Below are 21,984 nucleotides of genomic sequence, written 5' to 3' on the forward strand. Positions count from 1 at the left end.
CGTCCCGCGCCGGCGAAGCGTCCGATGATCCATTGGATTTCGAGCTCGGCGAACGGCCCGCGCGGCCCGCGCGGCGCAGACGTGGCTCGATTGACGGGCGTATCGAGCGCGTCTATCCGTGCGCTGATGGCCCCGAGCTCTCCCTTGCCCGCGCAGCCGCGGACGATCGCCGAGGACGCGCGGCGGGGATCCCCAGGCGCCGCTCCGGCGGGCCCGGAGGCCGCGCTCATCGCGCGGGCGGTGGCGGGAGAGCCGGCCGCGGTGAGGGCGCTCGTCGACCTGCTGACACCCACCATCCAGGAGCGGGTGATGCGGCCGCTGCTCCGCCGCCGGCGGGCCGCCGGGCACCGCGACGTCAGGCAGGAGGTCGAGGACCTGACCCAGAGCGTGTTCCTCGCGCTCTTCGCGGACGGCGGGCGCACGCTGCGCCAGTGGGACGCCGGCCGGGGGCTGCCGCTCGCGAGCTTCGTGGGGCTCGTGGCCGAGCGCGAGGCGTGCTCGATCCTGCGCAGCCGCCGCAGGAACCCCTGGACCGAGCAGCCCACCGAAGACGACGCGCTCGAGCGCGTGGACGGCGCCTCCGTGTCGCCGGAGCCCGCGGCGATCTCGCGGGAGCTGCTCGCGGCGATCGCGCGAACGCTCCGCGATCGGCTGAGCGAGCGCGGGATGGAGCTCTTCTACCTGCTGCTCGTCGACGAGCGATCCACCGAGGAAGCGTGCGCCATCACCGGCATGACGGCGGACGCCGTGTATGCGTGGCGGAGCCGCATCGCCCGGCTCGTCCGGCAGATCGCCGCGGAGCTCGCGGCCGAGGCAGAGCCAAGAGGGCACGGCGCCTCGCCGAGCGCGGCCAGCCCGGGAGGGGGACGATGAACGACGACGATCTGCTGAAGGCGCTGGCGCGCGCCGCGCGCGGGCAGGACCGGGCGAGCGATCCGCGCTGGTCCGCAAGGGCGCTGGGGACGCTCGAGGCCGGCGAGCGCGACGCGCTGGAGGCCGAGGCGCAGCGCTCCCCGGAGGACCGCGAGGCGTGGGAGGCGTCACGCCCGCTGGACGGCGAGGCGCGGGCGAGGATCGCAGACCGGATCCTGGCCGGGCTACAGGCGAGCGCCGGCGAGCGAGGCGCGGAGGCGGGAGGCGCCGCCGCGGAGGCGGCCGAGGCGGCAGGCGCTGCCGCGGCGGCCGTGGAGGTGGCAGGCGCCGCCGCGGCGGCAGGCGCGGAGGCGGCAGGCCCGCCACCTCCGGGACAGCGCGCGGCGGCGGCGCGCGGCGGCCAGGTGCTCCCGCTCGCGCGAAAGCCGGGCCGATCGCCCTGGCGGACCGCGGCGACGGCCCTGGCGGCGGCCGCCGCGGCGGTCCTCGTCGTGCGGCTCTCGCTGGAGGGCGACAGGCACCATCCGCGCGGCCTGCTCGACGATCCGGGCGCGGTGGCCATGCTCCCGGTGCCCGCCTACGCCATGACGCTCGCCGGCGGCGAGGTCCGCGAGCGCTCCGCCTCCAGCGGCGCCGGCGCGACCGCGCGGCTCGGGCCCGGATCGAGGCTCGAGATCACCCTGCGGCCCACAACCCGGGTCGACGGCCCCGTCGCGGTGCGCGCCTTCCTGATCCAGGGCGAAACCGCGCGCCCCTGGGACGTGCACGCCGACCTCTCGGAGCAGGGCGCTGCGCGCATCGAAGGCGACACCGAGACGCTCTTCCCCGGAGTGCCCGAGGGCGAGTGGGAGATCGCGATCGCGATCGGACGGCCGGCGGCGCTGCCAGACAGCGCGGCCGGACTGGCGGACGCGCGGCCGTCCGAAGAAGAAAAAGATAATAAATTCCGAATCTTACGACTCAACGTGCTCCTCCTGCCGCGCGCAGCGCCGCCTCCCCTCCCCACCGCCCGACCCGCCGCGCCCTCCAAGGACCCGTGACGCGCTGGCGAGCGCTCCGGCCCGCGCTGGGCGCAGCGATCCTCGGCGCGGCGGCGCTGGCGCCGGGATGCGACGCGCGCCGCCCGACGGGGACCGCGGCCCCGGCGACCTCCGAGGCGTCCGCGGCCCTGGCGACCGCCGCGGCGCCCGCGCCGCCCCTCGAGGTGGAGTTCGCCGGCTGCAGCGCCGTGCACGCTGGACCCGCCTGCGCGCTGCCAGACGACCGGACCCTCCGCATCTGGGTGAAGGCCCCCGCGGACGCCCGCGTCGCGATCGCCGTCGACGCGGCCGTCGCGGCGGACACCCCGCTCTCCGCGCTCGATGGGGCACGCGTCCAGGGAGGCGTGCTGGCGCGCGTCCCCGTCCCAGAGGGCGCCCGCGCCCTCTCGGTGACCGCCGAGCGGGGCGGCGGGCGCGCGTCGTTCCGCCTGGAGCTCCGCCCGGCCGTCGACGCGCCTCAGCTGAAGGAAGCCGAGGCGCTGCGCCGGCGCGGCGACCTCGACGCGGCGTCCTCGGCGCTCGACGCGCTGGCGTCCGGCGCGGACCCCGCCGTCCAGGCCCTGGCGATCGGCAAGCGCGCGCGCGTGGACCTCGCGCGCGGCAGGATCCCGGAGGCGATCGCGGGCTTCGAGGCGTCGATCCGGGCGCACCGGGCGGCGGGGCGGATCTCCGAGGAGTTCCTCGACCGCTTCGCGCTCTCGTACGCGCTCCTCTTCAACGGGCGCAGGTTCGCGGAGGCGCGGGCGGCGCTCGACGCGCTCGGGCCGCTCGAGGCGAGCCACCCCGAGGGGCGCGCGGTGAAGCCGTACTACGCGGCGCTGCTCTCGTCCGAGGCCGGCGACCTGCGCGCGGCGCTCCGGCAGCTGGACGCGTCGGCGGCGGGCGCGGAGCGCCTCGGCCTGAGCGACCACCGGCTGCACGTGCACCAGGAGCGCGCCGACGTGCTCCAGACCCTGGGCCGACCGCTGGAGGCGTGTAAATGCGGCAACTTGCAGCAGTGCACCGGGGCGCTGCCTCGCCACGGCTCCGCAGCCGGAGGCGGCGCTCCCCGCGGCAGGCGGCCACGGATGAGACAAGCTGCCTCAGCGCATCCGCGGGGTGCTCCATGCAGCCCCGCGTCGGGCGCGACGCGCCGGGATCACCCGGCGGGGCGCTCCCCCTCGTCCCACGCCGGCAGCGCGCAGCGGAGCGTCGCCCCCTCGCCGGGGCCGCGCTCCGCCCACAGCCGGCCGCCGTGCGCCTCGACGATCGAGCGGCCGATCGCCAGGCCCACGCCGAGGCCCCGGGCCTTCGTCGTGAACCACGGCTCGAAGATCCGCTCGAGATCCTCGGGCGGGACGCCCTCGCCGGAGTCCGCCACCGACAGCTCGACGCGGCCTTCGCCGTTCACCCGCGTCCGGACCACCACGCTGCGCGCCTCGGGCGGGCGGCAGGAGACCGCATCGAACGCGTTGACGAGCAGGTTGCAGAGCACCTGCTGGAGCTGCACGCCGTCGCCCCGGACGCGCGGCAGGCCCGGCGCGAGCTCGAGCCGCACGATCGCGCCCGCGCGGAGCGCGGCGCCGGCCAGGAGCCGGAGCACCTCGCGGACGAGCGCGTTCAGATCCAGCGCGGCCGCGCCGAGCTCGCCCTCGCCGAGGCTCGCGCGCATCTGCTGGATGATCTTCGCGGCGCGGCGGTCGTCCGCCACGATGTCGTCGAGCGCGGCGCGCACCTCGACGACGTCCGGCGGGGTCCGCGCGAGCAGCCGCTGCGCCGCCTGCGCGTTGCTCAGGATCGCGGCGAGCGGCTGGTTCAGCTCGTGCGCGATCGACGCCGCGAGCGCGCGCATCGCCGACACCCGGTTCAGGTGCGCGAGCTCCTCCTGCGCCTTCTGGGCCTCGATCTCGGCCGCCCGCCTCAGCTCGAACCTGCGCTCGAGGCGGTGGATCTCCGCCCGGAGCGCCTCCGTCCGCCGCGCCACCTCGAGCTCCAGCGAGGCCCGGGCGCGCGCGAGCTCCTCGTGCATCTCCGACAGCGCCCTCGCCGCCGCGCGCGCGGCGAGCTGCGCCCGCACGCGGGCCACGAGCTCCTCGCGGACGAACGGCTTGGTCACGCAATCGATCGCGCCGAGATCGAGCCCACGCGCCCGGCCCGCCGCGTCGGCGAGCGCGGTCATGAGCAGGACCGGGATCTCGTGCGTCGCCGGGTCCTCCTTCAGGCGGCGACAGACCTCGAAGCCGTCCAGCCCCGGCGTAGCGGCGTCGAGCAGGACCAGGTCGGGCTCCTCGCAGCGGATCTGCCGGAGCGCCGTCTCCCCGTCGCTGGCCTCCGCGAGGTCGAACGGCTGGCCGGCCAGGGCTCCCGAGAGCAGCTCGAGGCTCCCGGGATCGCCGTCCACGAGCAGGGCGAGCGGGGGGCGGGCCCGCGCCAGCCTCGAACCCGACCGCAGCAGGTCGCCGGGCGCCTCACCGGCGTCGATCCTCTCAGCGGCCCGAGCGTGGTGGGGTGGCAAGGCCATGGGGGAAAACCGAGCAGAGCCCCGCACTCTGACACGCGGACCGCAGGTCGGGCCATGGGACCAAGCTCCCATGGCGGGATGAAATCACCCGGCGGTGCGCGCGCCCCCCGTCCAGGCCGGCAGCGCGCAGCGGAACGTCGCCCCCTCACCGGGGCTGCGCTCGGCCCACAGCCGGCCCCCGTGGGCCTCGACGATCGAGCGGCTGATGGCGAGCCCCACGCCGAGCCCCTGCGCCTTCGACGTGAAGAACGGCTCGAAGATCCGTTCGAGATCCCCGGGCGGGATGCCCTCGCCGGAGTCCGCCACCGACAGCTCGACGCCGCCCTCGCCGGCCGGCAGGGTGCGCACCACGGCGAGGCGCACCTCCGGCGGACGGCGGGAGACCGCATCGAGCGCGTTGGTGAGGAGGTTGACGAGCACCTGCTGGAGCTGCACGCCATCGCCCCGGACCGGCGGCAGGCCCGGCGCGAGCTCGAGCCGCACGGTCGTCCCCGCGAGGAGCGCGGCGCTGGCCATGAGCCGGGCCACCTCGCGGACGAGCTCGTTGAGATCTTGCGCGGCCACGCTGAGCTCGCCCTTGCGGAGCATCGCGCGCAGCCGCTGGATGACCTTCCCCGCGCGGCGATCGTCCGCCACGATGTCGTCGAGCGCGGCGCGCGCCTCCGGGATGTCGGGCGGGGTGTGCGAGAGCAGACGCAGCGCGGCCTGCGCGTTGCTCAGGATGGCGACGAGCGGCTGGTTCAGCTCGTGCGCGATCGAGGCCGCGAGCTCGCTCATCGCCGACACCCGGTTCAGGTGCGCGAGCTCGTCCTGCGCCCTCTGCACCCTGATCTCGGCGGCCCGGTTCAGCTCGAGCTCGCGCTCGAGGCGCTCGTTGGCCGCGCGGAGCTGCTCCGTCCGCCGCGCCACCTCGACCTCCAGCGTGACCTGGGCGCGCGCGAGCTCGTCGTTCTTCGCCGCGAGCGCCCTCGCCGCCGCGCGGCCGGCGAGCTGCGTCCGCACGCGGGCCAGGAGCTCCTCCCGCACGAACGGCTTGGCCAGGTAGTCGACCGCGCCGAGCTCGAGCCCGCGCACCCGGCTCGCCGTGTCGGCGAGCACGGTCATGAACACGATGGGGACCTCGCGCGTCGCCGGCTCCGCCTTCAGACGGCGGCATACCTCGAAGCCGTCCATCCCCGGCATCACGGCGTCGAGCAGGACCAGATCGGGCGGCTCGCGCCGGATCTGGCGGAGCGCCATCTCCCCGTCGATCGCCACGGCGACGGTGAGCGCCTGGCCCGCGAGGGCCTCCGAGAGCAGCTTGAGGCTGCCGGGATCGTCATCGACCAGCAAGACGAGTGCGGGGCGGTCCGGCGCCATCGGGGCAGCAGATGGCAGCGCGCCGTCCGGTGCGTCAAGTGCTTCGCTGCCGCTCGCTGCCGCCATGGTCGCCCGACGTTGACGCCCTCGCTGCTCGGGCGTGGAATGCAGGCGCAGCGATGGCGGAGAGCGCGTGCACGGTGTTTGTGGTGGACGACGACCCGTCGGTGCTGCGCGCCCTGGAGCGCCTGCTGCGTGCGGCGGGGTACGCGGTGGAGGCGTACGCATCGCCCGGCGAGTTCCGGGACCGCGCGCCCTCGGAGCGGCCGGGCTGCGTGGTGATCGACCTGCGCATGCCCGGCCTCAACGGGCTCGAGCTGCAGGAGGAGCTCGCGCGCCGGGGGTGCCCCTTGCCGGTGGTGTTCCTGACCGGGCACGGCGACGTGCCGAGCTCGGTGCGGGCGATGAAGACCGGCGCGGTCGACTTCCTCACGAAGCCGTGCGACGACGCGGACCTGCTCGCGGCGGTGGAGCGCGCCATCGCGCGCGACGCGGCGGCGCGCGCCGCCCGGGGCGAGCAGCAGGCGCTGCGGACGCGCTTCGAGGCGCTGACCCCGCGCGAGCGCGAGGTGTGCCTGCGGGTGGCGCAGGGGCTCCTAAACAAGCAGATCGCCGAGAAGCTCGGCGCGGCGGAGAAGACGATCAAGGTGCACCGCGGCCGGATGATGGAGAAGCTCGGCGTGGAGTCGGTGGCGGAGCTCGTGCGGCTCGTGGATCGGCTCCAGGGGCCCTGAAGCGAGGGCCGCGCCGAGCCCGAGCGCGACGAGCAGGCGCACGCGCGGGGAGGAGGACGGATGGGTCACGCGGGCCACATTCTAGACGAGGAGGTGTCCTCGTCGCGGTGACCCGCCGAATCCCGCGACCCGCGCCTCAGCTGCTGGCCACGAACCGCACCCGCTCCACCCCCTCGATCATCTGCAGCGCGAACTGCGCCCCCGTGGAGGGCAGCTCCGACCGCCCCGGCGCCAGCAACGCCTTCATCCGCGTCGCCAGCTCCGCGACGTCGACCACCGCCTTGTCCGCGTGGCGCCACGGGACCGTGACGGTCTCCGGCCGGCTGGCCCCCGACGCGTCCCGCGGGTTCTTCGTGTACTCCTCGCCCTCGGCCTCGTTCGCGTCGAGCCCGTAGTGCAGCGCCTCCGGCGCCTGGAACACGTCCAGCGTCTTCACCTCCCCCGCGAAGAGCGCGAGCAGCGTGTCCTCGGCGAGCCGATCGAACCGCAGCGGCGTCAGCGCCTGGGACGTCGGGGGGATGCTCATGTCCGGCAGCCGCTCCGCGTAGCCCTCCACGAGCAGGCTCGGCCAGCCCGAGACCACGCTCGAGCGCATCAAGAGCCCGGTCACCCGGGGCCCCTCCGACCTGCTCGCGCGCAGCGTGCGCGCGTGCTCCACGTCCGCGTTCGTCACCCGGCCCACGCTGCGCGCTCCGTCGAGCAGGCACGCCACCCAGGCCGGGTCCACGCTGAAGAAGCGCAGCCCCTCGACGGGCAGCAAGCGCTCGTCCGGCACCAGGTTGCTGAAGGGGAGCCCGACCAGGAGCTCCAGGTCCGCGAGCCACTCGGCCACGACCTCCGGCATCTCCACCGCCTCCAACCGCGCTCGCCGCAGCGGCAGGCGCCGCGCCGCCCGCTGCCGCATCGCGTGCCGCTGTTGCGCGCTCTCCCGCGTCCAGCGCAGCAGCTCCAGCGCCACGCGCGTGTTCGCCAGCGTCCGCAGCCGCCCTAGCTCCCACGCGGCCGCGTAGGACACGTCGAACATGCCCGTCTCCGGGTCGTAGCGCACGAGCTCGTCCGCGCAGTCCGCTGGCAGCGTGACCTGCTCCGCGCTCACCCCGGGGACGAAGGGGCCGCGGTAGAACGACACGGTCTTGCTCGCCCGGCGCATCCGGTGCGGCAGCGGCACGTAGCCCTGCTCGAGGTACGCCGCCGCCGGGCTCGCGGGCGGGAGCGCCTCGGGCACCGGCGCCCGCAGCTCGGCCGGCTGCCGGTCGAGCCCCTTGAGCAGCGCGCTGAAGCTCTGCTCCGGGTCCACGCTGTCGAACTTCCAGCTCGCGAGGCTCACGAGCCGGATCCAGTCGTTCGGCTGGGCGTTCTGGGCGTCGAAGGCCCCGTTCGGGTAGCGCTTCTCCAGCGAGACCAGGTGCACGGTGCTCGTGCCGTTCGGCTCGGGCAGCCGATTGCAGATCACCGTCGCGTCCAGGTCCCCCTCGGGCGTCTCGTCGGCCGCCATGCGCTGGTGGGCGTGCGCGAGCAGCGCGAGCTCCTCCGCCGTCGGCAGGAGCGGCGCGAGCGTCTTCCACTGCACGTCGATCACCGTCACCTCGTCCGACGCCTGCTGCCCCTCCTCCAGCCGTATGCGGTCGGTGGGGAAGCGCGCCGTCGCCGCCGGCGTCTGCACGAGCTCGCCCAGCGTGATGGTCTGCACCCGCGGCTTCTCCACGCCCTCGTCGGCGAAGTCCGACGCGCGCAGCAGGAGCAGCGCCATCCACGAGCGGTCCTCGTCGACGAGGCCCGGCAGGCGCTCCCAGGGGAGCGTGCTGCGGCCCAGCGTGACGTGGGGGAGCACGTTCGCGTGCTCCCCCACGCTGCCGGGCGGAGGGAACATCGCGACGACGTCCTCCGGCCCGAGCGGGCCGAAGCGCTCCCCCAGGACCGCGAAGCTGAGGTGCTTCGGGTAGGTCTGCTGCGGGATCTTCGGGCTCTGCACGATCTGCTGGATCTCGATCTTGTACGTCCCGCTCTCCAGCGCCGGCTGGTGGAACTGCCGGAACTCGATCCTCCCGTCCTCGCTCGGCGTCCGGAGCGACCCACGGACGCGCAGCCCCGACCCTCGCAACGCGCGCAAATTGACAGACGGCATGGCTCTCCCTCGTCGACCTGTGGTGGGCGCCGCCTACGCGGCGGCGCTCGTGTCCTTCACCTGCGGGACGCGCACGAACGTGCCCGCGACGTCCGCGCCCAGCACGACGTCCGCGGCCGGGTCGAAGCCCAGCGCCGCGAGCAGCGCGTCCCTCTCCGCGTGGCCGGCGATCGAGCGCTGGATCGCCTCGCGCCGCTCGTCGGGCTCCCCCGCGGCCGCGCGGAACGCGGGTAGCGCCGCGAAGGCGTGGTCGCCGCCAGCGCTCTCCGGCTCGAAGAGCAAGGGCTTCACGGGCACGGCGTCGGTGACGTCGCCCCTCGGCGGCTGCGCGGGCTCGATGCGCAGGCCGCTCAGCGTGCCTTCGACGAACTTGGTCCCGTTGACGTCGGGGAAGCGCAGCCGGTCGCCGCTCATCCGCGGCTCCCCCCACATCGCCGCGGGCGCCCTCCGCTTGAGGGCGGAGAACTTGAACTTGTCGGGCTTCACGCCCGCGTTGTCGTACCAGATGGACACGCGGAGCTCGCTCTGGAGGTCGCCCGCCGTCACGCCCATGGGCGCCACGCCGAACGCGCCGTTCCCCGTCGCCGGCTCGTCCTCCGCCGGGTGGAAGGCCTCCTTGATCGGGATCACCGAGTCGGTCGTGAGCGCGACGTCCTTCGGGTTGACCACCCACAGCGCCTCGCCCGTGACCGTCTTGACCTGCCGCGTCAGGCCCTCGGCCACCGCGATGCTGCAGACCTCCTCGCGCGCGGGCAGCAGCGACGCGCGGAACTCGTCCCAGCCGATGGGCGTCGGCCCGAACGCGTCCCGGTTGCCGAACCGGACCGTCACCGAGAACAGCAAGACCTTGAGCTTGGCGTAGCCGCCGAGGTCCGGACCCCAGACGTGCAGCTCGGCGCCCAGGCTGGCCGAGAGGCTGCCCAGCCCGAACTTGAAGTGCTGGCGCAGGTACACGTCGTAGCAGTACGGCTTCCAGCAGATGAGGAAGTCGGCGCCCAGGCGGAAGGACGCCCAGGCGGGGCCGGCCTCGAAGTCGGCCGCGAAGCTGCCGCCCGCCATCACCGCGTGGGCGCACAGCGTCATGTAGGCCTCGCCCCGGAGCGACAGCGTGCTCCCCAGCCGCAGGTCGAAGCCGACGCGCGGCACCGTGGGGTAGTGCTTCGGGACCTTGAACGACGGGTGGTAGCCGCCGATCGACAGCACGAAGTCGCCGGCGTGCTCGCCCGCGAACCAGGTGGCGAAGGCGAACCCGCCCGTCAGCCGGCACGACGGCGACAGCAGGTACGACGCGTCCGTGAGCTGCCCCTGCACGAGGAGGGTCCCCTCGGACGGGGCGAAGCGCGCTTGCAGCGCCGTCTCCATCACGACGAGCGGCTCCGGGACCCCGAACGGCACCTCCAGCCGGGTCAGGCCGAGGAGGCCCAGCTCGAAGCGGTCGCCGAGCTCCACCGTCAGCAGCGCGAACCCCTCGAGCATCTTGAACGAGGTGAACTTGACCCCGATCGCCAGGAAGCCCGCGTCCGGCGCGATCGTGATGTACCGAGAGAGCTCGCGGAGCTGGCCCGCGGCGACCACGCCGGGGTCCTCGGTGTCATCGTCGCCGGAGCCGTCCATCGCCTGGGCCACCAGCGGGAAGCGCGCGACGTCCTCCAGCCGCGGCTCCTCGAGCGAGCGCCCGTAGCCGAAGCCGGCCGAAAGGCCGGTCACGAAGAAGAACGGCGGGCCGCCGAGCGGGTACTTGAGCGTCGCGTACAGGAACAGCGACGGCCGGTCCTCGACGTAGGCATAGGCGCCGATCGCCGCGAGGCCGATCGACGCGGGCGGCTTGCCGCCGCTGGCCTTGAGGCGGAGCTCCAGCGCGGCCATGCCGGCGTACTCCTCGAAGCCGTCGCGCTCGCTGCGCAGGAACGCGCCGCCGACGCGCAGCGCGTCGTTCTCGTAGGCGAGGCCGAAGCCGTCGAGGCGGAGCTCCGGGTCGCCCCCGGGCAGCGGCAGGCGCACCGAGACCCCGTTCAGCAGGAGGCGGAGGGGGCCCACCGAGATGACGATCTCCGGGACGAGCTCCGCGGCCCCGTCGCTGTACGTCAGGCCGAGCCGCGCGAAGTGCACCGGTCCCACGGCGCGCTGCACGTCGATCCAGGCGCCGTTCTGGCCCACGGTGACGAGGGCGTCGTCCGGCGCGCTCCGCGGCGCCCGCCCGGCCGACCGCCCCGCCGCCGCGAGGAACGGGTTCGACGACCCGGAGCGCGGCCGGAGCGGCGTGTACCACGTCTGCCGGACGTCCCCGAACGCGGCGTACCCGACGAGGTGCGCCCCGCGCGTGAGGTCCTGCGCGCTGGAGCTCGACGGCCGGATGAGGAACGGCGAGCTCAGCTCCTCCAGCACCCCGTTCAGCGCCTTGAGCTCCTTGTGCGTGAAGTCGTGCGTCGTCGCGAGCAGCTCGAGCGTGAAGTCGGCCTGCGCCTTCCCGTCCTCGAAATACAGGCCCACGAGCGGCAGCTGCCCGAGGTTCACGCCGGCGTGGAAGCCCACGCCCACGAGGATCCTGCTCCCCAGGCCGCTGCCGGCGCGCCCCGAGAGGACCGCGACGACGTTGCCCCCGAGGGGGATCGCGAGCTCCTCCGGGATCAGCGCGGCGAGCCCCGGCGCGACGCCGCCGAACAGCGCGTGCAGGGGGATGGCCGGCTCGCCGGTGACGTTGAGCTGGGCGACGTACATGTCGCCCATCTTGCTCGTGAACTGCCCCTCGAACGCGAGCCGGACGGCGTCCGAGACCGGGACATCGATCTTGCCCCCGTACTCGGCGGGGCGCTTCCCCCCGGTGTTCTTGTCCGGCTTGATCGCGATGTTCATCCCGAGGATCAGGTGCTGGGCCTCGCCCTCGTTGTCCTCGGAGACCTTGATGCCGATCGCGAAGGCGATCTCGTACTGGTTCTTCTGGTGGTTGGCGTAGAACGTCGCGCTCTGGAGCGGGAGCTGCTCGTCGAGGGTGCCCAGGAAGCCAGGGAAGAAGTCCACCTGGAACTGGGCGTGCAGCGCCTCGCGCAGCGTCCGGATGCTGGCGAGATCGTCCTCGCCGATCACGATGTCAAGGGCCATGGCCTGCCTCCTGGGTCCGCTGGCTGGGGTCAGTATTTGATGATGTAGTTGACGACCAGGTACGGCGGCATGTTGTTGTGGGCCCGCCCTCCGCCGGCGCTGGCGAGCGTGATGTTCGTCGTTGCGCTCTCCGTTGGGCTCCACCCGTCACGGTCGCCTTCATCGCCATCTGAATGCCTGTTGTCGTCACCGCTCCCGTGGTAAACAGGGCTGCGATGAGAATGCCCTGGATCTGTGAGTGTGTGGTTATGATTCGGCATCTCGTCGATGGCCAGGATATGCTCCTTCTCGCCCCCGCTCGCTGCCAGCGCGAAGCCTGAACCGACCCCGACCGGGACTCGAGTGCTCAGGTCGGGGACATTGAAGCTCGACCCGGAGCTTCCATATTTGGTGCCGATGGCGGCAAACAGCTCAGCGTACTCCGTGCTCGACACCGACCTCCCATCACACACTATCCATCCCTCGGGGGCCGCGCTGCCGCCGTAGGCGACGATGGTGCCCACCGGGACCAGGAAGCCGGTCTTGTCCTTGGCCCTCCCCTCGGGGGTGAGGCGCAGCGCGTCGACGCGCTGGCTCCCTTTCTGGGTGCGAAGGACGAGCCCGATGTCGCGCGTCGAGCTGTCGTCGCATGCCTGAAGATAGGCCAGGTTGCTCGTGGCGCGCTCGCGCAGCTGGACGTCCCCGGGGAGCTCGACCCTGGCCTGGGATCCGGTGCGGGCGTCGGCCCACAAGACGGGCTCGTCGCTGACGCCGCCGGTGCCGTGGATGGTCAGCTTGCCGGGCGCCGTCGTGCCGACGCCGAGGCGCAGCTTGCCATTGCTGAGCAGCTCCATCAGAGGCTCCTCCGCCTCTTGCTTGAAGAACTGCGCGACCTGGTCTTCCCCGTTCTTATCCGTATCGGACCGGAGCACGAGCGGACCCGTGTTCTGGAGCTCGCCGCTGTCCAGCCGCAGGTCTCCGTTGCGCACGTAGAGCCTGGCGTCCGGCGCGTTCCCCCCGATCCCGATGCGGTCGCGCTCGTCACCCCGGCCGAAGACGAGCGGCGCCTTCTCGATCGGGCAGAGGATCTCCCCGTCCCAGTAGCCGGGCACGGCGCTGTAGCGGAGCTCGAGGTCCGCCGTCCCGCTCGGGTGCAGCGTCGCGAGGTTGCTCAGCGTCAGCGTGAGCGACGCCTGCGGCGCGAGCTCCACGGCGCTCGCGGGGGTGAGCACCCACTCCAGCAGGTCGCCGTCGGCGTTCTCCGTGGGACCCGAGGCCGTCCAGCCGGCGAGCGCGACCGACACGCCGTTCACCTGCTCCTTGGTGCCGAGCGCCCACGGCTGCGCCGACGGGGTCCCCACGGGCAGCGCCACCACGAGGCGGGATGTCCGCTCCTGCTGGTCGGCGTCGTAGACGAAGCGGAGCTTCTGCTGGCTCCTCGGCGAGGCGCTGTTCACGAGGCGCAGCGTCAGCGTGTTCGTCTGGTTGTCCACGTTGAGCACCCGGCTCGGCCCGTCGAAGCGTACCCGCAGCGGGATATCCGGCCTCCCCCGCCTGTCGCGCACCCCGAGGCGGAGCGTCTCTTCGCGGAGGTAGTCCCCGCCCTGCCCGGGACCGCGCAGGTTGAGGGGGAACACATTGGCAGCGGCGAAGCTCTCCACCACGTCGACCTTCGGCCAGGAGAGGCCCAGGACCACCTCGGCGCCGGCGTCGGGCGTCGCGGACACGCCCTGGAGCAGCACCACCAGCCCGTCTCCCGGCGCGATCTGGACGTCCGGGCTGCGCCAGGCCAGGTACAGGTCCGTCGTGCCGTCCTGGCGGTCGACGCGCTTGACGTCCCAGTCCGCCCCCTCCACGCGCGTCTCCCGCGAGGCCAGCGCGCCCGCCGGGAAACGCAGCCGGAAATGGTGCGCGCCTCCCCCCTCGCCCGCGGACGGCCGCTGGCGCAGGAGGATCGTCACGTCGGTCAGGATGTTGAGAATGTCGAGCTGGAGCGCCTGGCCGGAGCCAAGCTTCTCGATGAGCAGCACGTTCTCCAGGCGCTCGCCGCGGGCGTTGAACAGCTCGTAGCTGACCTTGAACCCGAACGGCATCTTCTTTTCAGTCTGTGGCGTCATCGTCGTTCCCTCTTGCTTGGGTTGCCGGCTGGGGTCAGGCCTTGATGATGTGGTGGAGGGGCTGGTTCGACTGCGCCGGAGCGCTGGTGCTCAGGTCGGGGACACGGAACTTGCCCTCTCCGGCGTCGCCATAGGTGGTGCCGAGGAGGTCAGACAGCTCCTGGTGGTCCTTGCTGCTATGCTCGCCCCCGTCGCACATCAGCCATCCCTCGGGGGCGGGAGGCGCGCTGCCGGCGTAGGCGACGACGGTGCCCACCGGGACCACGAAGCCGGTACCGTCCTTGAACCTGCCACGCAGGAGGCGCAACGTCCCGTCGCCGAGCAGCTCCATCAGGGGAACCGGGTCGTTCTGCTTGAGGAAGCGGGCCACGGTATTGTCCCCCTCCATGTCGGAACGGAACGAGAGCGGGTAAGCGCTCTGGAACTCCGCCCAGGGCCGCCACAAGCGCAACTTTCCGGAGAAAAACAGCGTCATCAGCCACGCATCGTCTTTGTTGGTGAACTGCGCGACGGCGTTGTCCTCGAGGGTCTTCTCAAAGGACCGGAACTTGAACGCCTGGGCATGCTGGATCTCACCGATATCGATCATCATGTCACCCCTGTGCAGGTGGAGCGCAGCGGATGGCTCGGCATGTCCGATCCCGACGTTCGTGGAGGTGCCGACCCGACCGAAGCGGAGCGGCGACTTCTCGATCGGGCAGAGGATCTCCCCGTCCCAGTAGCCGGGAACGGCGCTGTAGCGGAGCTCGAGGTACGCCGTCCCGCTCGGGTGAGTCGTCGCCATGTCGCTCAGCGTCAGCGTGAGGGACTCCCGCGGCGCGATCGCCACGTCCTTCGTGGGGGTGAGCTCCCACTCGAGCAGGTCGCCGTCCGCGTTCAGCGTGGGCCCGGAGACCGTCCAGTCGGCGAGCGTGATCTTTGTACGTTCTAGAAAAGACTCGAAACCAAGCGCCCATGGCTGCGCCTCGGCGGTCCCCACGGGCAGCGCCACGACCAGGCGGGAGCTCTTCGCGGGATCGCTCGGGTCGCCGTGGAAGCGGAGGATCTCCTGGCTTTGCGGCGAAGCGCTGTTGACCAGACGAAGGGTCAGCGTGGTGTTCGGGGTCGTGGCGACGTTGATCACCTGATTGGACCCCTCGAAGCGCGCCCGAAGCGGGATGTCCGGCCTCCCCCGCCGGTCGCGCACGCCAAGGGCGAGCTGCTCGGCCAGGGAGCAGTCCGAGCCCGCGCTGCCCTCGGGCGGGACGAGGTGGAAGACGTTGGGATCGTCCGGGCCCTCCGGCACGACGAGCGCCGGCCAGGAGAGGTCCACGATCACCTCGGCGGCGGCCTCGGGGCTCGCGTACAGCCCCTGGACCAGCAGCATCAGCCGGTCTCCCGGCCCGATCCGGACGTCCGGGCTGCGCCAGGCCAGGTACACGTCCGTCGAGCCGTCCTCGCGGTCGACGCGCCGGATGTCCCAGTCCGCTCCCACCACGCGCGTCTCCCGCGCGGCCAGCGCGCCCGCCGCGAAGCGCAGCCGGAAGTGGTGCGCGCCCAGCACCTCGCCCGCGGACGGCCGCTGGCGCAGGACGAGCGCCTCCTCGGTCAGGAGGTTGGCGATGTCGAGCCGGAGCGTGTGGCCGGCGCCCGGGTTCTCGAGGAGCAGCGTGTTCCGTAGCCGCTCGCCGCGCGCGTTGAACAGCTCGTAGCTGACCTCGAACCCGAATGGCATCTTCTTGTCGGTCTCTTCCGTCATGATGTCTTCCCTCTCCTCCAAAGGTCGCGCGCCCCTCACTCGCTCACCGTGGGCCGCAGCATCAGCCACCCCTCGCGGAGCTCCTGCGGCGCGGCGAACGCGGCGCGGGCGTTCGGCGGCGCGAGCTCGCTCGTCTCGGCCCAGTCGCCGCCCGCCTCCTGCGTCACCCACGACCACACGTGCCCCGGCTGCCGCGGCACCTCCAGCCGGAGCGCCCCCTGGTCCGTGAGCAGCGGCGCCGTCAGGAAGCTGACCTCCATCGCGTCGAGCGCCTCGCGGTAGTGCGCCGGCGACAGGCGGAGCTGCGAGCTCGGCAGCACGCCCGTGGTCGCGTGCACCTGGCCCCCCGGGTCGAGCAGCATCGTCACGCGCTGCTCCGGCCCGCTGGGCGTCCGCTCGACGTGCAGCGATCCGTCGGCGTAGGTGCGGACCTTGTCGTGCCCGATCGCGCGGAGCTGCGGCGAGTAGAACACCCCCTCCGCGTACGACCCGTCGTCCTGCTCGAGGAAGTAGCCCACGAGGCCGTCGTCGAGCTGCGCGAACTCGCCGAGGCGCACGGGGATCTTCACCTGCTCCAGCCCGCGGGTCGTGGTCGTGCCCTCGCCCGCCACGTCGGCCACCGCGCTCGGATCGAAGGCCGGCGGGCCCTGGAGCTCCAGGGCGAACGCGGCCCGCACCACCGCCACGGGCCGCGCCACGAGCAGCGCCCGGCCCGGGTTCGCGGCGGACGCCTCGGGATCGATGGTGTCGAGCGCCGTCCGCTGCGCCGAGAGGAAGAGGCGTAAGAACTCCGGGCCCTGAGCGCGCACGTGCTTGACCACCCGATCGAGGTGAGCGTTCGGGAGCTGGAAGTCGCCGCGCGCGTCCATCCGCACCCGGCCGCCGCTCTCCGGCGCGGTGCGCCACGTGCCGCCGCGGTCGACGGCGCCGAGCGCGCGGCCCTCCTTGTCGTAGACGGCGAGCGCGCCGTCGAGCGTGTTCACCAGCAGGAAGCCGCAGACTGGGTTGGTCTCCGGGTGCTCGCTCGTGCGCTGGCGCGCGCCCTCCAGCGGCTCCGCCGGCAGCCACTCGAAGCGCAGGCGCGCCGGCTGCGCCAGCCGGGGCGTGAGCAGGACGTGGTAGAGGAGCCCGCCAAGCGGCGTCTGGTCGGTCGTGGTGATGACCTTCGCGTCGCCGGACGACTCGAGGTCGACCACGTCCTTCGCCTGCCCGAACGTGTCCACCAGCGTCAGGCCGGTGATCGTCATGGCCCCGGCGCGCAGCGGGTTGAAGCGGTCGAACGCGAGCGGCCGGCGCTGGATGCTGCGGCCCATCGCGTCGCGCGCCGCGTCCGTGTAGAAGAGATCCTCCGAGTCGTCGCGGGCCGTGGGCAGCGCGACCGCGAGCTGCATCGTCGGCTCGCGGAGGAGCAGCACCTTGTTGAAGTTGCCGAGCGACTGGGCCAGGCACGGCGCCCGCTCCAGCGCCTCGTAGGCCCACAGCGCGGTGAACACGGGGTCCTCGATCCCCGGCGCCGGCGTCGCCTGCCCGAGGTACCACGCCTTGATCTCGGCGAAGTGCTGCTCGAGGTAGCCCTCGCCTCGCTCGTCGTCGGGGACGCCGTGCTCCTCGTAGTAGTCCTGGACCACGCCGTGATCGAGGTAGTGGACCAGGCGCTCGCGCACCTCCAGGCCCGCCGACGGCGTCAGCAGGCTGACGCCCGTGTAGCCGCTGACCATCGACGAGAAGCTGTCCTCCTGCCCCGGCAGGAGGGCGTGGTCGACCGCCTGCGTGTCGAGCTTGTAATGCGCGCGCACGAGCTCGGGGTCGTAGTCCCCGTTGGCGTCGCGGCCGCAGGAGGCGACGTGGAAGGACCAGTGCATCAGGAACGGGTTCCACGGCGGCTCCGCCCAGACGCCCCCCTCGTCCGCGCCGAGCCCCGCGAGGTAGGCCTGCAGGGCCGCGACGGTGGCGTCCGGCAGCGCCGCGAGGTCGAGCGCCGCGTCCACCCGGTCGCACGGGAGCAGGTCGTCGGCGGCGCTGCCCTTCCAGATCGCGCCCGCCGCCGCTTCGCCCGTGACGAGCAGGACCGGGTCCGCCGGCTCGAAGTAGGGCGCCGCCGGCAGCGCGCGCACGGCGAACGGCGCGGCCGCCCCCGCCTCGGTCGCGTTGTACGCCAGCACGGCCGATCGAAGCGCCTCGAGCGCCGCCGCGAGCCGCCCCGCGATCGACGACGCCGACGGCGGGATCTCCAGCAGAAGCCCCTCGGCGTCCGCGCGCACGGGGTAGACGACCCCGCGGTCGCGGATCTCCCACGCCTCGTCCCGCTGCAGCACCCTGACCGTGTGATCGGCGGACAGCTTGAACGCTTCGTCGATGCAGTTGGGGAACTCGACGGGCCAGACCCAGTAATCGTCGCCCGACTCGTCCAGATCGAAGGGGGCACCCGCGTTGAGGCTCGCAACGTAGTCGGCGTAGTAGCTGCTCAGGCGGGAGACGATCCTGTGAGCCACGGGCGCCACGCGGGCGCGGAAGGCGCCGGTCGCCTCGTCTTGCTCGAGCGCCAGCTGCCCCAGGGAGGTGCGCCGGCGCCGCACGGGCACGACGTAGCCCTCGAAGAAGTTGACGCCCACGACCTTGCGCGCGTTCACGAGGGCGTGCCAGCGGACGTACATCCGCTGGCGCAGGTGCTCGAGCTCCTCGAGCGCGCGCTGGTGCTCGTCCTGGAGCGTGTTCAGCGCCTCGATCAGGCCCGCCCACGCGGCCGGCTGCGTCCGCGCCGCGCGCGCCGGCGCCCGGCGCAGCCGCGCGAACAGGTCCCCCGCGCCCTCGGTCTCCGGCAGCACCGCCCACCGGACGCCGGCCGCGTGCGAGGCGAACCCCCGCTCGTGGCGCGCCTCGTAGAGGATCGCGTCGAGGTCGAGCCGGTGCCCCTCCAGCCGATCCGCGAGCTGCAGCGCCTCGAGCTGGTCCTCGACGAGGCGGCGCTTCTCGAGGGCCTCCTCGTTGGTCTCGGGCGCGTGGAGGTAGGCGAGGTAGGCGGCCAGCGCCTCCGTCTCGGTCTGCCCCACGGCGAGCGCGGGCGGGGGCAGGTCGCGGACGACATCCCGCGCCGCCCGCGCGCCCGGCGCGAACGTGAGCCGCGCGTGGAAGAGCGTCGCCTGCGGCAGCGCCTCGCCCGGCGGGGCCGCCGCGAGCGTCCACTCGAGCTTCTCCTCGAGCAGCGCCTTCAGCTTCGCCGGCGTGTCGGCCGCGGCGAGCAGCGGGGCCAGGCAGTCGCGCTGCGGGTCGCCGTACCAGCCGATGACGTCGTAGCGCAGCCCCGCTGGCGGCGTGCGCGTGGGGAAGTCCTCGTCCCGGAACCCGAACACGGTGCGGCAGTTCGGGTAGAACGACGCGAACGTCGCCCGCACCGGATCGAGGACCGCGACCTCCGTCTCGGGCCCGACGGCCGTGAGCGCCGCGAGGTGCTCGTGCTTCGGATCCGCGTGCGTTGTGCGCCACTCCGCGAGCGGCAGGGCGCGCCCGAGGAAGCGGTAGCGGTAGCCTTCTCCCGGCGCCGGATCGGGCACGGTCATCACGTTGACCGGCGCCTCGCCCTCGCTCTCGATGTCGTCGCCCCAGCCCTCCGGGTACAGGTAATCGCTCTCCACCACCCACTGCTGCTCCGGCTTCCCCCCGCCGCTGCGCAGGACGAGCCAGCGGTTCGGCACCTCGGGGAACCGCGTCCCCTGCGCCTCGTGCTCCCCACGGGCCAGGGCGTCCGGCAGGAGCCAGTGCAGGTGGATGCCGGGCAGGAGCGGCAGATCCCGCGAGAACGGCGGCACGAGGATGTGCTCGCTCAGGTTGGGGTTGTCGTCGTAGTCGACCCCTCCGGCCCTGAACGGCAGCTGGCGGTAGTCCGCCATGGCCTGGACCACACGCCTCCTGTCCCTGGCGGCGTCGTCGTCGCCGTCGTCCAGGCACATGGCCTGTAGCCGGAGAGGAACCCGGAGAAAGCGCTGCGCGTTGCTCGTTGCCGTCATGTCTGCCCCGCTCCGCGATCCGTCGATCGGGGTTGTTGGTGAAGCGTCGTCTGGTGGGCCCCGCCCTCGCCCCGAACGCAGGGCGGCGACCGGCGAGGCGCGCTGTCCGCGCATCGCCGAGGCGCGTTGTACGTAGCCGCGAGCGCCGGGCCGCTTCTATGGGACCTTGGTCCCATGGCGGCCGGCGCGGACGCTCGCTAGTGGACTGTTCGATAAGTCTTTCAACATAGTCGCGGCGGGTCTGCTAGACCTCGCATATGCGAAGGCGCCCGCCGCGCGTGATCGATCTGTCCCCGGACGATGCCGTCTACCTTGAGCAGCTCGTCCGCGATGGACGCACCGAGCAGCGGGTCGCTCGGCGAGCCCGGATCCTACTGGCCATGGCGGATCCAGCGACCGTCGTGCAAGATTTGGCAGACCGTCTCGAGGTGGAGCGGACCACGATCTGGCATCTCTGTCGGCGGTACGAGGCGTCGGGGGTGCACGTCGTCCACGACGCTCTCCGGGAGGGCCGACCGCGGCTCTTTCGTCCCCCTACAGCGCGTTGGCATTGAGAAGCTTGCCTGCTGCGACCCTTCGGGGCTCGGGCTGCACATGACCCACTGGACAAGTGGGTTGCGCGTTACGAAGCGCGCGGCGCTGCTGGGCTCACAGAGCATCGTCCGGTGGCACACTCATGCCCCCATCGGACGCCTGCAGAGGTGCTCGATAAGCTGATCGAGCTCCGCAAGCAGCACCCGACATTGGCACAGAGCGCAGCGCGGGTCGCCTTCGCGTTTGTCAGGGATTGCATATACCGCTGCAAGGCGGCCGCGGAGCGTGTTGCCCGCCGAGGAGCGTCGTCAGGCCCCAAGCCCTGTCAGCCGGAGCGCGCGTCAAGCCCTGACGCTGTAGGGGCAGCCGCTGGCTCTCATGGCGGCCGCCGCGGGCTCCGTCACCACAGGCTCCGCCACCGCGGGCTCCTCCCGCCCCGGCGCCGGGCGCGTCACGCTCGACGGCTCCCGCCGCTTCAGGATCATGCGCATCCCGTTCACCGGCTGCAGCGAGATGAAGCCGCGGCAACCCGGGTCGAAGCCGGGGACCAGCCGGAGCCGATAACGCTGCAGCGCCATCGCGACCATGATCTTGCCCTCGAGCTGCCCCATGAACTCGCCCAGGCAGATCCGCTGGCCGGCGCCGAAGGGGATGAAGGCGAGTTTGTCGTCCGCGCTCCGGCGGTGGTTCGCGAAGCGCTCGGGCTTGAACTCCAGCGGATCGCTCCAGAACTCCGGGTGCCGGTGCGTGACCCACGGGACGATGGCCACCGTCGACCCGGCGGCGACCTGGTAGCCGCCGAGGACGTCATCCTCCAGCGGGCTGCGGAGGATGAACGGCACGGAGGGCAGGAGCCGGAGGCACTCGTTGAAGACCATGGTGAGGTAAGGCATCGACTCGATGTCCCTGGCCGTCGGACACCGGCCGCCGAGGACGCGATCGATCTCGTCGGTGAGGCGGGCGCACACCTCGGGGTGCTGCGCGATCTGGTACAGCGCCCACGAGGCGGTGACGCTCGAGGTCTCGTGCCCGACCATCAGGATGGTCTTGATCTCGTCCCGCAGCTGCGCGCGGTCCATCTTCGCGCCGGTCTCGGGGTCGACGGAGTTCATGAGGCGAACGAGCACGTTGTCCTCGCCGCCCGCGCCGCGCTGGTAGCCGTCGATGATGCCGTCGATCACGGTGTGCACGCGGTCCATGGCCCGGCGGAAGCGCAGGTGGCTGGGCAGCGGCCAGGACAGGGGCGGGTTGACAAGCGAGTACATCCGCTTGAGCGCGATCGACAGCGCATATTTGAACGCCTCGCGGACGGTGTCCGTGTGGGCCTCCAGCGCGGCGCCGAAGAACGCCTCGCCCGCGATACCGAACGTCACGTCCATCATGTCGTCGTTGATGTCCCGCTCGAACTCGCCCGGCTGGGCGTCCCAGCGCCGCAGCGCCGCCTCCATGTGGTCGACGATGATGGGGACGAACTTGAGCGTGTTGGCGTGGTTGAACTGGGGCTGCACGTGCCTGCGCTGGCGCCGCCAGAGCTCGCCCTCGCTGTTCACGAGGCCCCAGCCCAGCACGGGCGCGAGCTCGTGGTAGCGCTTCCCCTTGGGGTAGTTCCGGGCGTTCGTGCGAAGGACGTGCGCGATGTCGTTCGGGTGAAACGCCATGACGAAGTCCTCGGCCCCGGGCGCCCGCAAGCGCACGACGTCGCCATGACGCGCGAAGAGGTCCTCGTAATGACGCATGTCACCGGTCCTGAAATTCGCCAGGTACCGCAGGCTGGCGAGCGGGCCAGGGCCCGGGGGCTGCCGATCGAGCGTGGCACTCATGATTCCTCCTTCTTCGCGAGCTCCAAGGAAGCTGACGTGAGCTGCTCCGCGCGGATCCGCGC

At 72.7% G+C, this 21,984-nt stretch carries 12 protein-coding genes; 3 read left to right on the top strand and 9 right to left on the bottom strand.

Translation table 11 applies throughout. From position 1 onward, the window contains the following. Window positions 1-126: 126 nt before the first annotated feature. Both WMF46_RS26265 and WMF46_RS26270 read left to right on the top strand, forming a co-directional pair. Complete coding sequence (locus WMF46_RS26265) at window positions 127-873, top strand: RNA polymerase sigma factor (RefSeq protein ID WP_437979707.1); 747 nt, start codon at window positions 127-129, stop codon at window positions 871-873. Then, window positions 870-1,913 carry a hypothetical protein gene (locus WMF46_RS26270; protein WP_437979708.1) on the top strand — a complete coding sequence of 348 codons (1,044 nt, stop codon included), beginning with the start codon at window positions 870-872 and terminating at the stop codon, window positions 1,911-1,913. Before WMF46_RS26265 ends, WMF46_RS26270 begins: the two co-directional genes overlap by 4 nt. 457 nt (window positions 1,914-2,370) lie before the next feature. Here the strand turns inward: WMF46_RS26270 and WMF46_RS26275 are convergent, their stop codons facing one another. The 3 genes from WMF46_RS26275 to WMF46_RS26285 all read right to left on the bottom strand — a co-directional run bounded on the left by WMF46_RS26275 (window position 2,371) and on the right by WMF46_RS26285 (window position 5,772). Continuing rightward, the gene (locus tag WMF46_RS26275; RefSeq protein WP_437979709.1) at window positions 2,371-2,631 is read right to left on the bottom strand and encodes a hypothetical protein; all 261 of its coding nucleotides are present in this window, start codon (window positions 2,629-2,631) and stop codon (window positions 2,371-2,373) included. Between the two features lie 420 nt (window positions 2,632-3,051). Further along, window positions 3,052-4,413, bottom strand: a complete 1,362-nt coding sequence (locus tag WMF46_RS26280; protein WP_437979710.1) for a hybrid sensor histidine kinase/response regulator — start codon at window positions 4,411-4,413, stop codon at window positions 3,052-3,054. 84 nt (window positions 4,414-4,497) lie between these two features. Beyond that, window positions 4,498-5,772, bottom strand: a complete 1,275-nt coding sequence (locus WMF46_RS26285) for a hybrid sensor histidine kinase/response regulator (RefSeq protein ID WP_437979711.1) — start codon at window positions 5,770-5,772, stop codon at window positions 4,498-4,500. Window positions 5,773-5,891: 119 nt separating this feature from the next. On the opposite strand from WMF46_RS26285, the gene WMF46_RS26290 reads away from it, so the two are divergent. Beyond that, window positions 5,892-6,506 (top strand): response regulator transcription factor, encoded by a 615-nt coding sequence (locus tag WMF46_RS26290; RefSeq protein ID WP_437979712.1) that lies wholly within the window; start codon window positions 5,892-5,894, stop codon window positions 6,504-6,506. Window positions 6,507-6,642: 136 nt separating this feature from the next. On the opposite strand, the gene WMF46_RS26295 is transcribed toward WMF46_RS26290, so the two are convergent. The 6 genes from WMF46_RS26295 to WMF46_RS26320 all read right to left on the bottom strand — a co-directional run bounded on the left by WMF46_RS26295 (window position 6,643) and on the right by WMF46_RS26320 (window position 21,922). Next, window positions 6,643-8,631: a hypothetical protein gene (locus tag WMF46_RS26295; RefSeq protein ID WP_437979713.1), complete on the bottom strand. Its 1,989-nt coding sequence runs from the start codon at window positions 8,629-8,631 to the stop codon at window positions 6,643-6,645. A 33-nt stretch (window positions 8,632-8,664) separates the two neighbouring features. Further along, window positions 8,665-11,730: a DUF6603 domain-containing protein gene (locus WMF46_RS26300; protein ID WP_437979714.1), complete on the bottom strand. Its 3,066-nt coding sequence runs from the start codon at window positions 11,728-11,730 to the stop codon at window positions 8,665-8,667. 29 nt (window positions 11,731-11,759) lie between these two features. Beyond that, window positions 11,760-13,826, bottom strand: coding sequence for a phage tail protein (locus tag WMF46_RS26305; protein ID WP_437979715.1), 2,067 nt, complete (start codon window positions 13,824-13,826; stop codon window positions 11,760-11,762). Between the two features lie 34 nt (window positions 13,827-13,860). Beyond that, complete coding sequence (locus WMF46_RS26310) at window positions 13,861-15,564, bottom strand: phage tail protein (RefSeq protein ID WP_437979716.1); 1,704 nt, start codon at window positions 15,562-15,564, stop codon at window positions 13,861-13,863. Between the two features lie 35 nt (window positions 15,565-15,599). After that, on the bottom strand, window positions 15,600-19,568 hold the full coding sequence (locus WMF46_RS26315; protein WP_437979717.1) for a hypothetical protein: 3,969 nt from the start codon (window positions 19,566-19,568) through the stop codon (window positions 15,600-15,602). An 875-nt stretch (window positions 19,569-20,443) separates the two neighbouring features. Continuing rightward, window positions 20,444-21,922, bottom strand: a complete 1,479-nt coding sequence (locus WMF46_RS26320) for a cytochrome P450 (RefSeq protein WP_437979718.1) — start codon at window positions 21,920-21,922, stop codon at window positions 20,444-20,446. Between the last annotated feature and the right edge of the window lie 62 nt (window positions 21,923-21,984).

This window comes from Sorangium sp. So ce117 (assembly GCF_051524395.1).
Classification (GTDB): Bacteria; Myxococcota_A; Polyangia; order Polyangiales; family Polyangiaceae; genus Sorangium; species Sorangium cellulosum_B.

Excerpts from the sequence above, each read along its gene's own strand:
- WMF46_RS26265 (WP_437979707.1), top strand. The coding sequence starts at position 127 with ATGGCCCCGAGCTCTCCCTTGCCCGCGCAGCCGCGGACGATCGCCGAG.
- WMF46_RS26270 (WP_437979708.1), top strand. The coding sequence starts at position 870 with ATGAACGACGACGATCTGCTGAAGGCGCTGGCGCGCGCCGCGCGCGGG.
- WMF46_RS26280 (WP_437979710.1), bottom strand. The coding sequence starts at position 4,413 with ATGGCCTTGCCACCCCACCACGCTCGGGCCGCTGAGAGGATCGACGCC.
- WMF46_RS26285 (WP_437979711.1), bottom strand. The coding sequence starts at position 5,772 with ATGGCGCCGGACCGCCCCGCACTCGTCTTGCTGGTCGATGACGATCCC.
- WMF46_RS26290 (WP_437979712.1), top strand. The coding sequence starts at position 5,892 with ATGGCGGAGAGCGCGTGCACGGTGTTTGTGGTGGACGACGACCCGTCG.
- WMF46_RS26295 (WP_437979713.1), bottom strand. The coding sequence starts at position 8,631 with ATGCCGTCTGTCAATTTGCGCGCGTTGCGAGGGTCGGGGCTGCGCGTC.
- WMF46_RS26300 (WP_437979714.1), bottom strand. The coding sequence starts at position 11,730 with ATGGCCCTTGACATCGTGATCGGCGAGGACGATCTCGCCAGCATCCGG.
- WMF46_RS26305 (WP_437979715.1), bottom strand. The coding sequence starts at position 13,826 with ATGACGCCACAGACTGAAAAGAAGATGCCGTTCGGGTTCAAGGTCAGC.
- WMF46_RS26310 (WP_437979716.1), bottom strand. The coding sequence starts at position 15,564 with ATGACGGAAGAGACCGACAAGAAGATGCCATTCGGGTTCGAGGTCAGC.
- WMF46_RS26315 (WP_437979717.1), bottom strand. The coding sequence starts at position 19,568 with ATGACGGCAACGAGCAACGCGCAGCGCTTTCTCCGGGTTCCTCTCCGG.
- WMF46_RS26320 (WP_437979718.1), bottom strand. The coding sequence starts at position 21,922 with ATGAGTGCCACGCTCGATCGGCAGCCCCCGGGCCCTGGCCCGCTCGCC.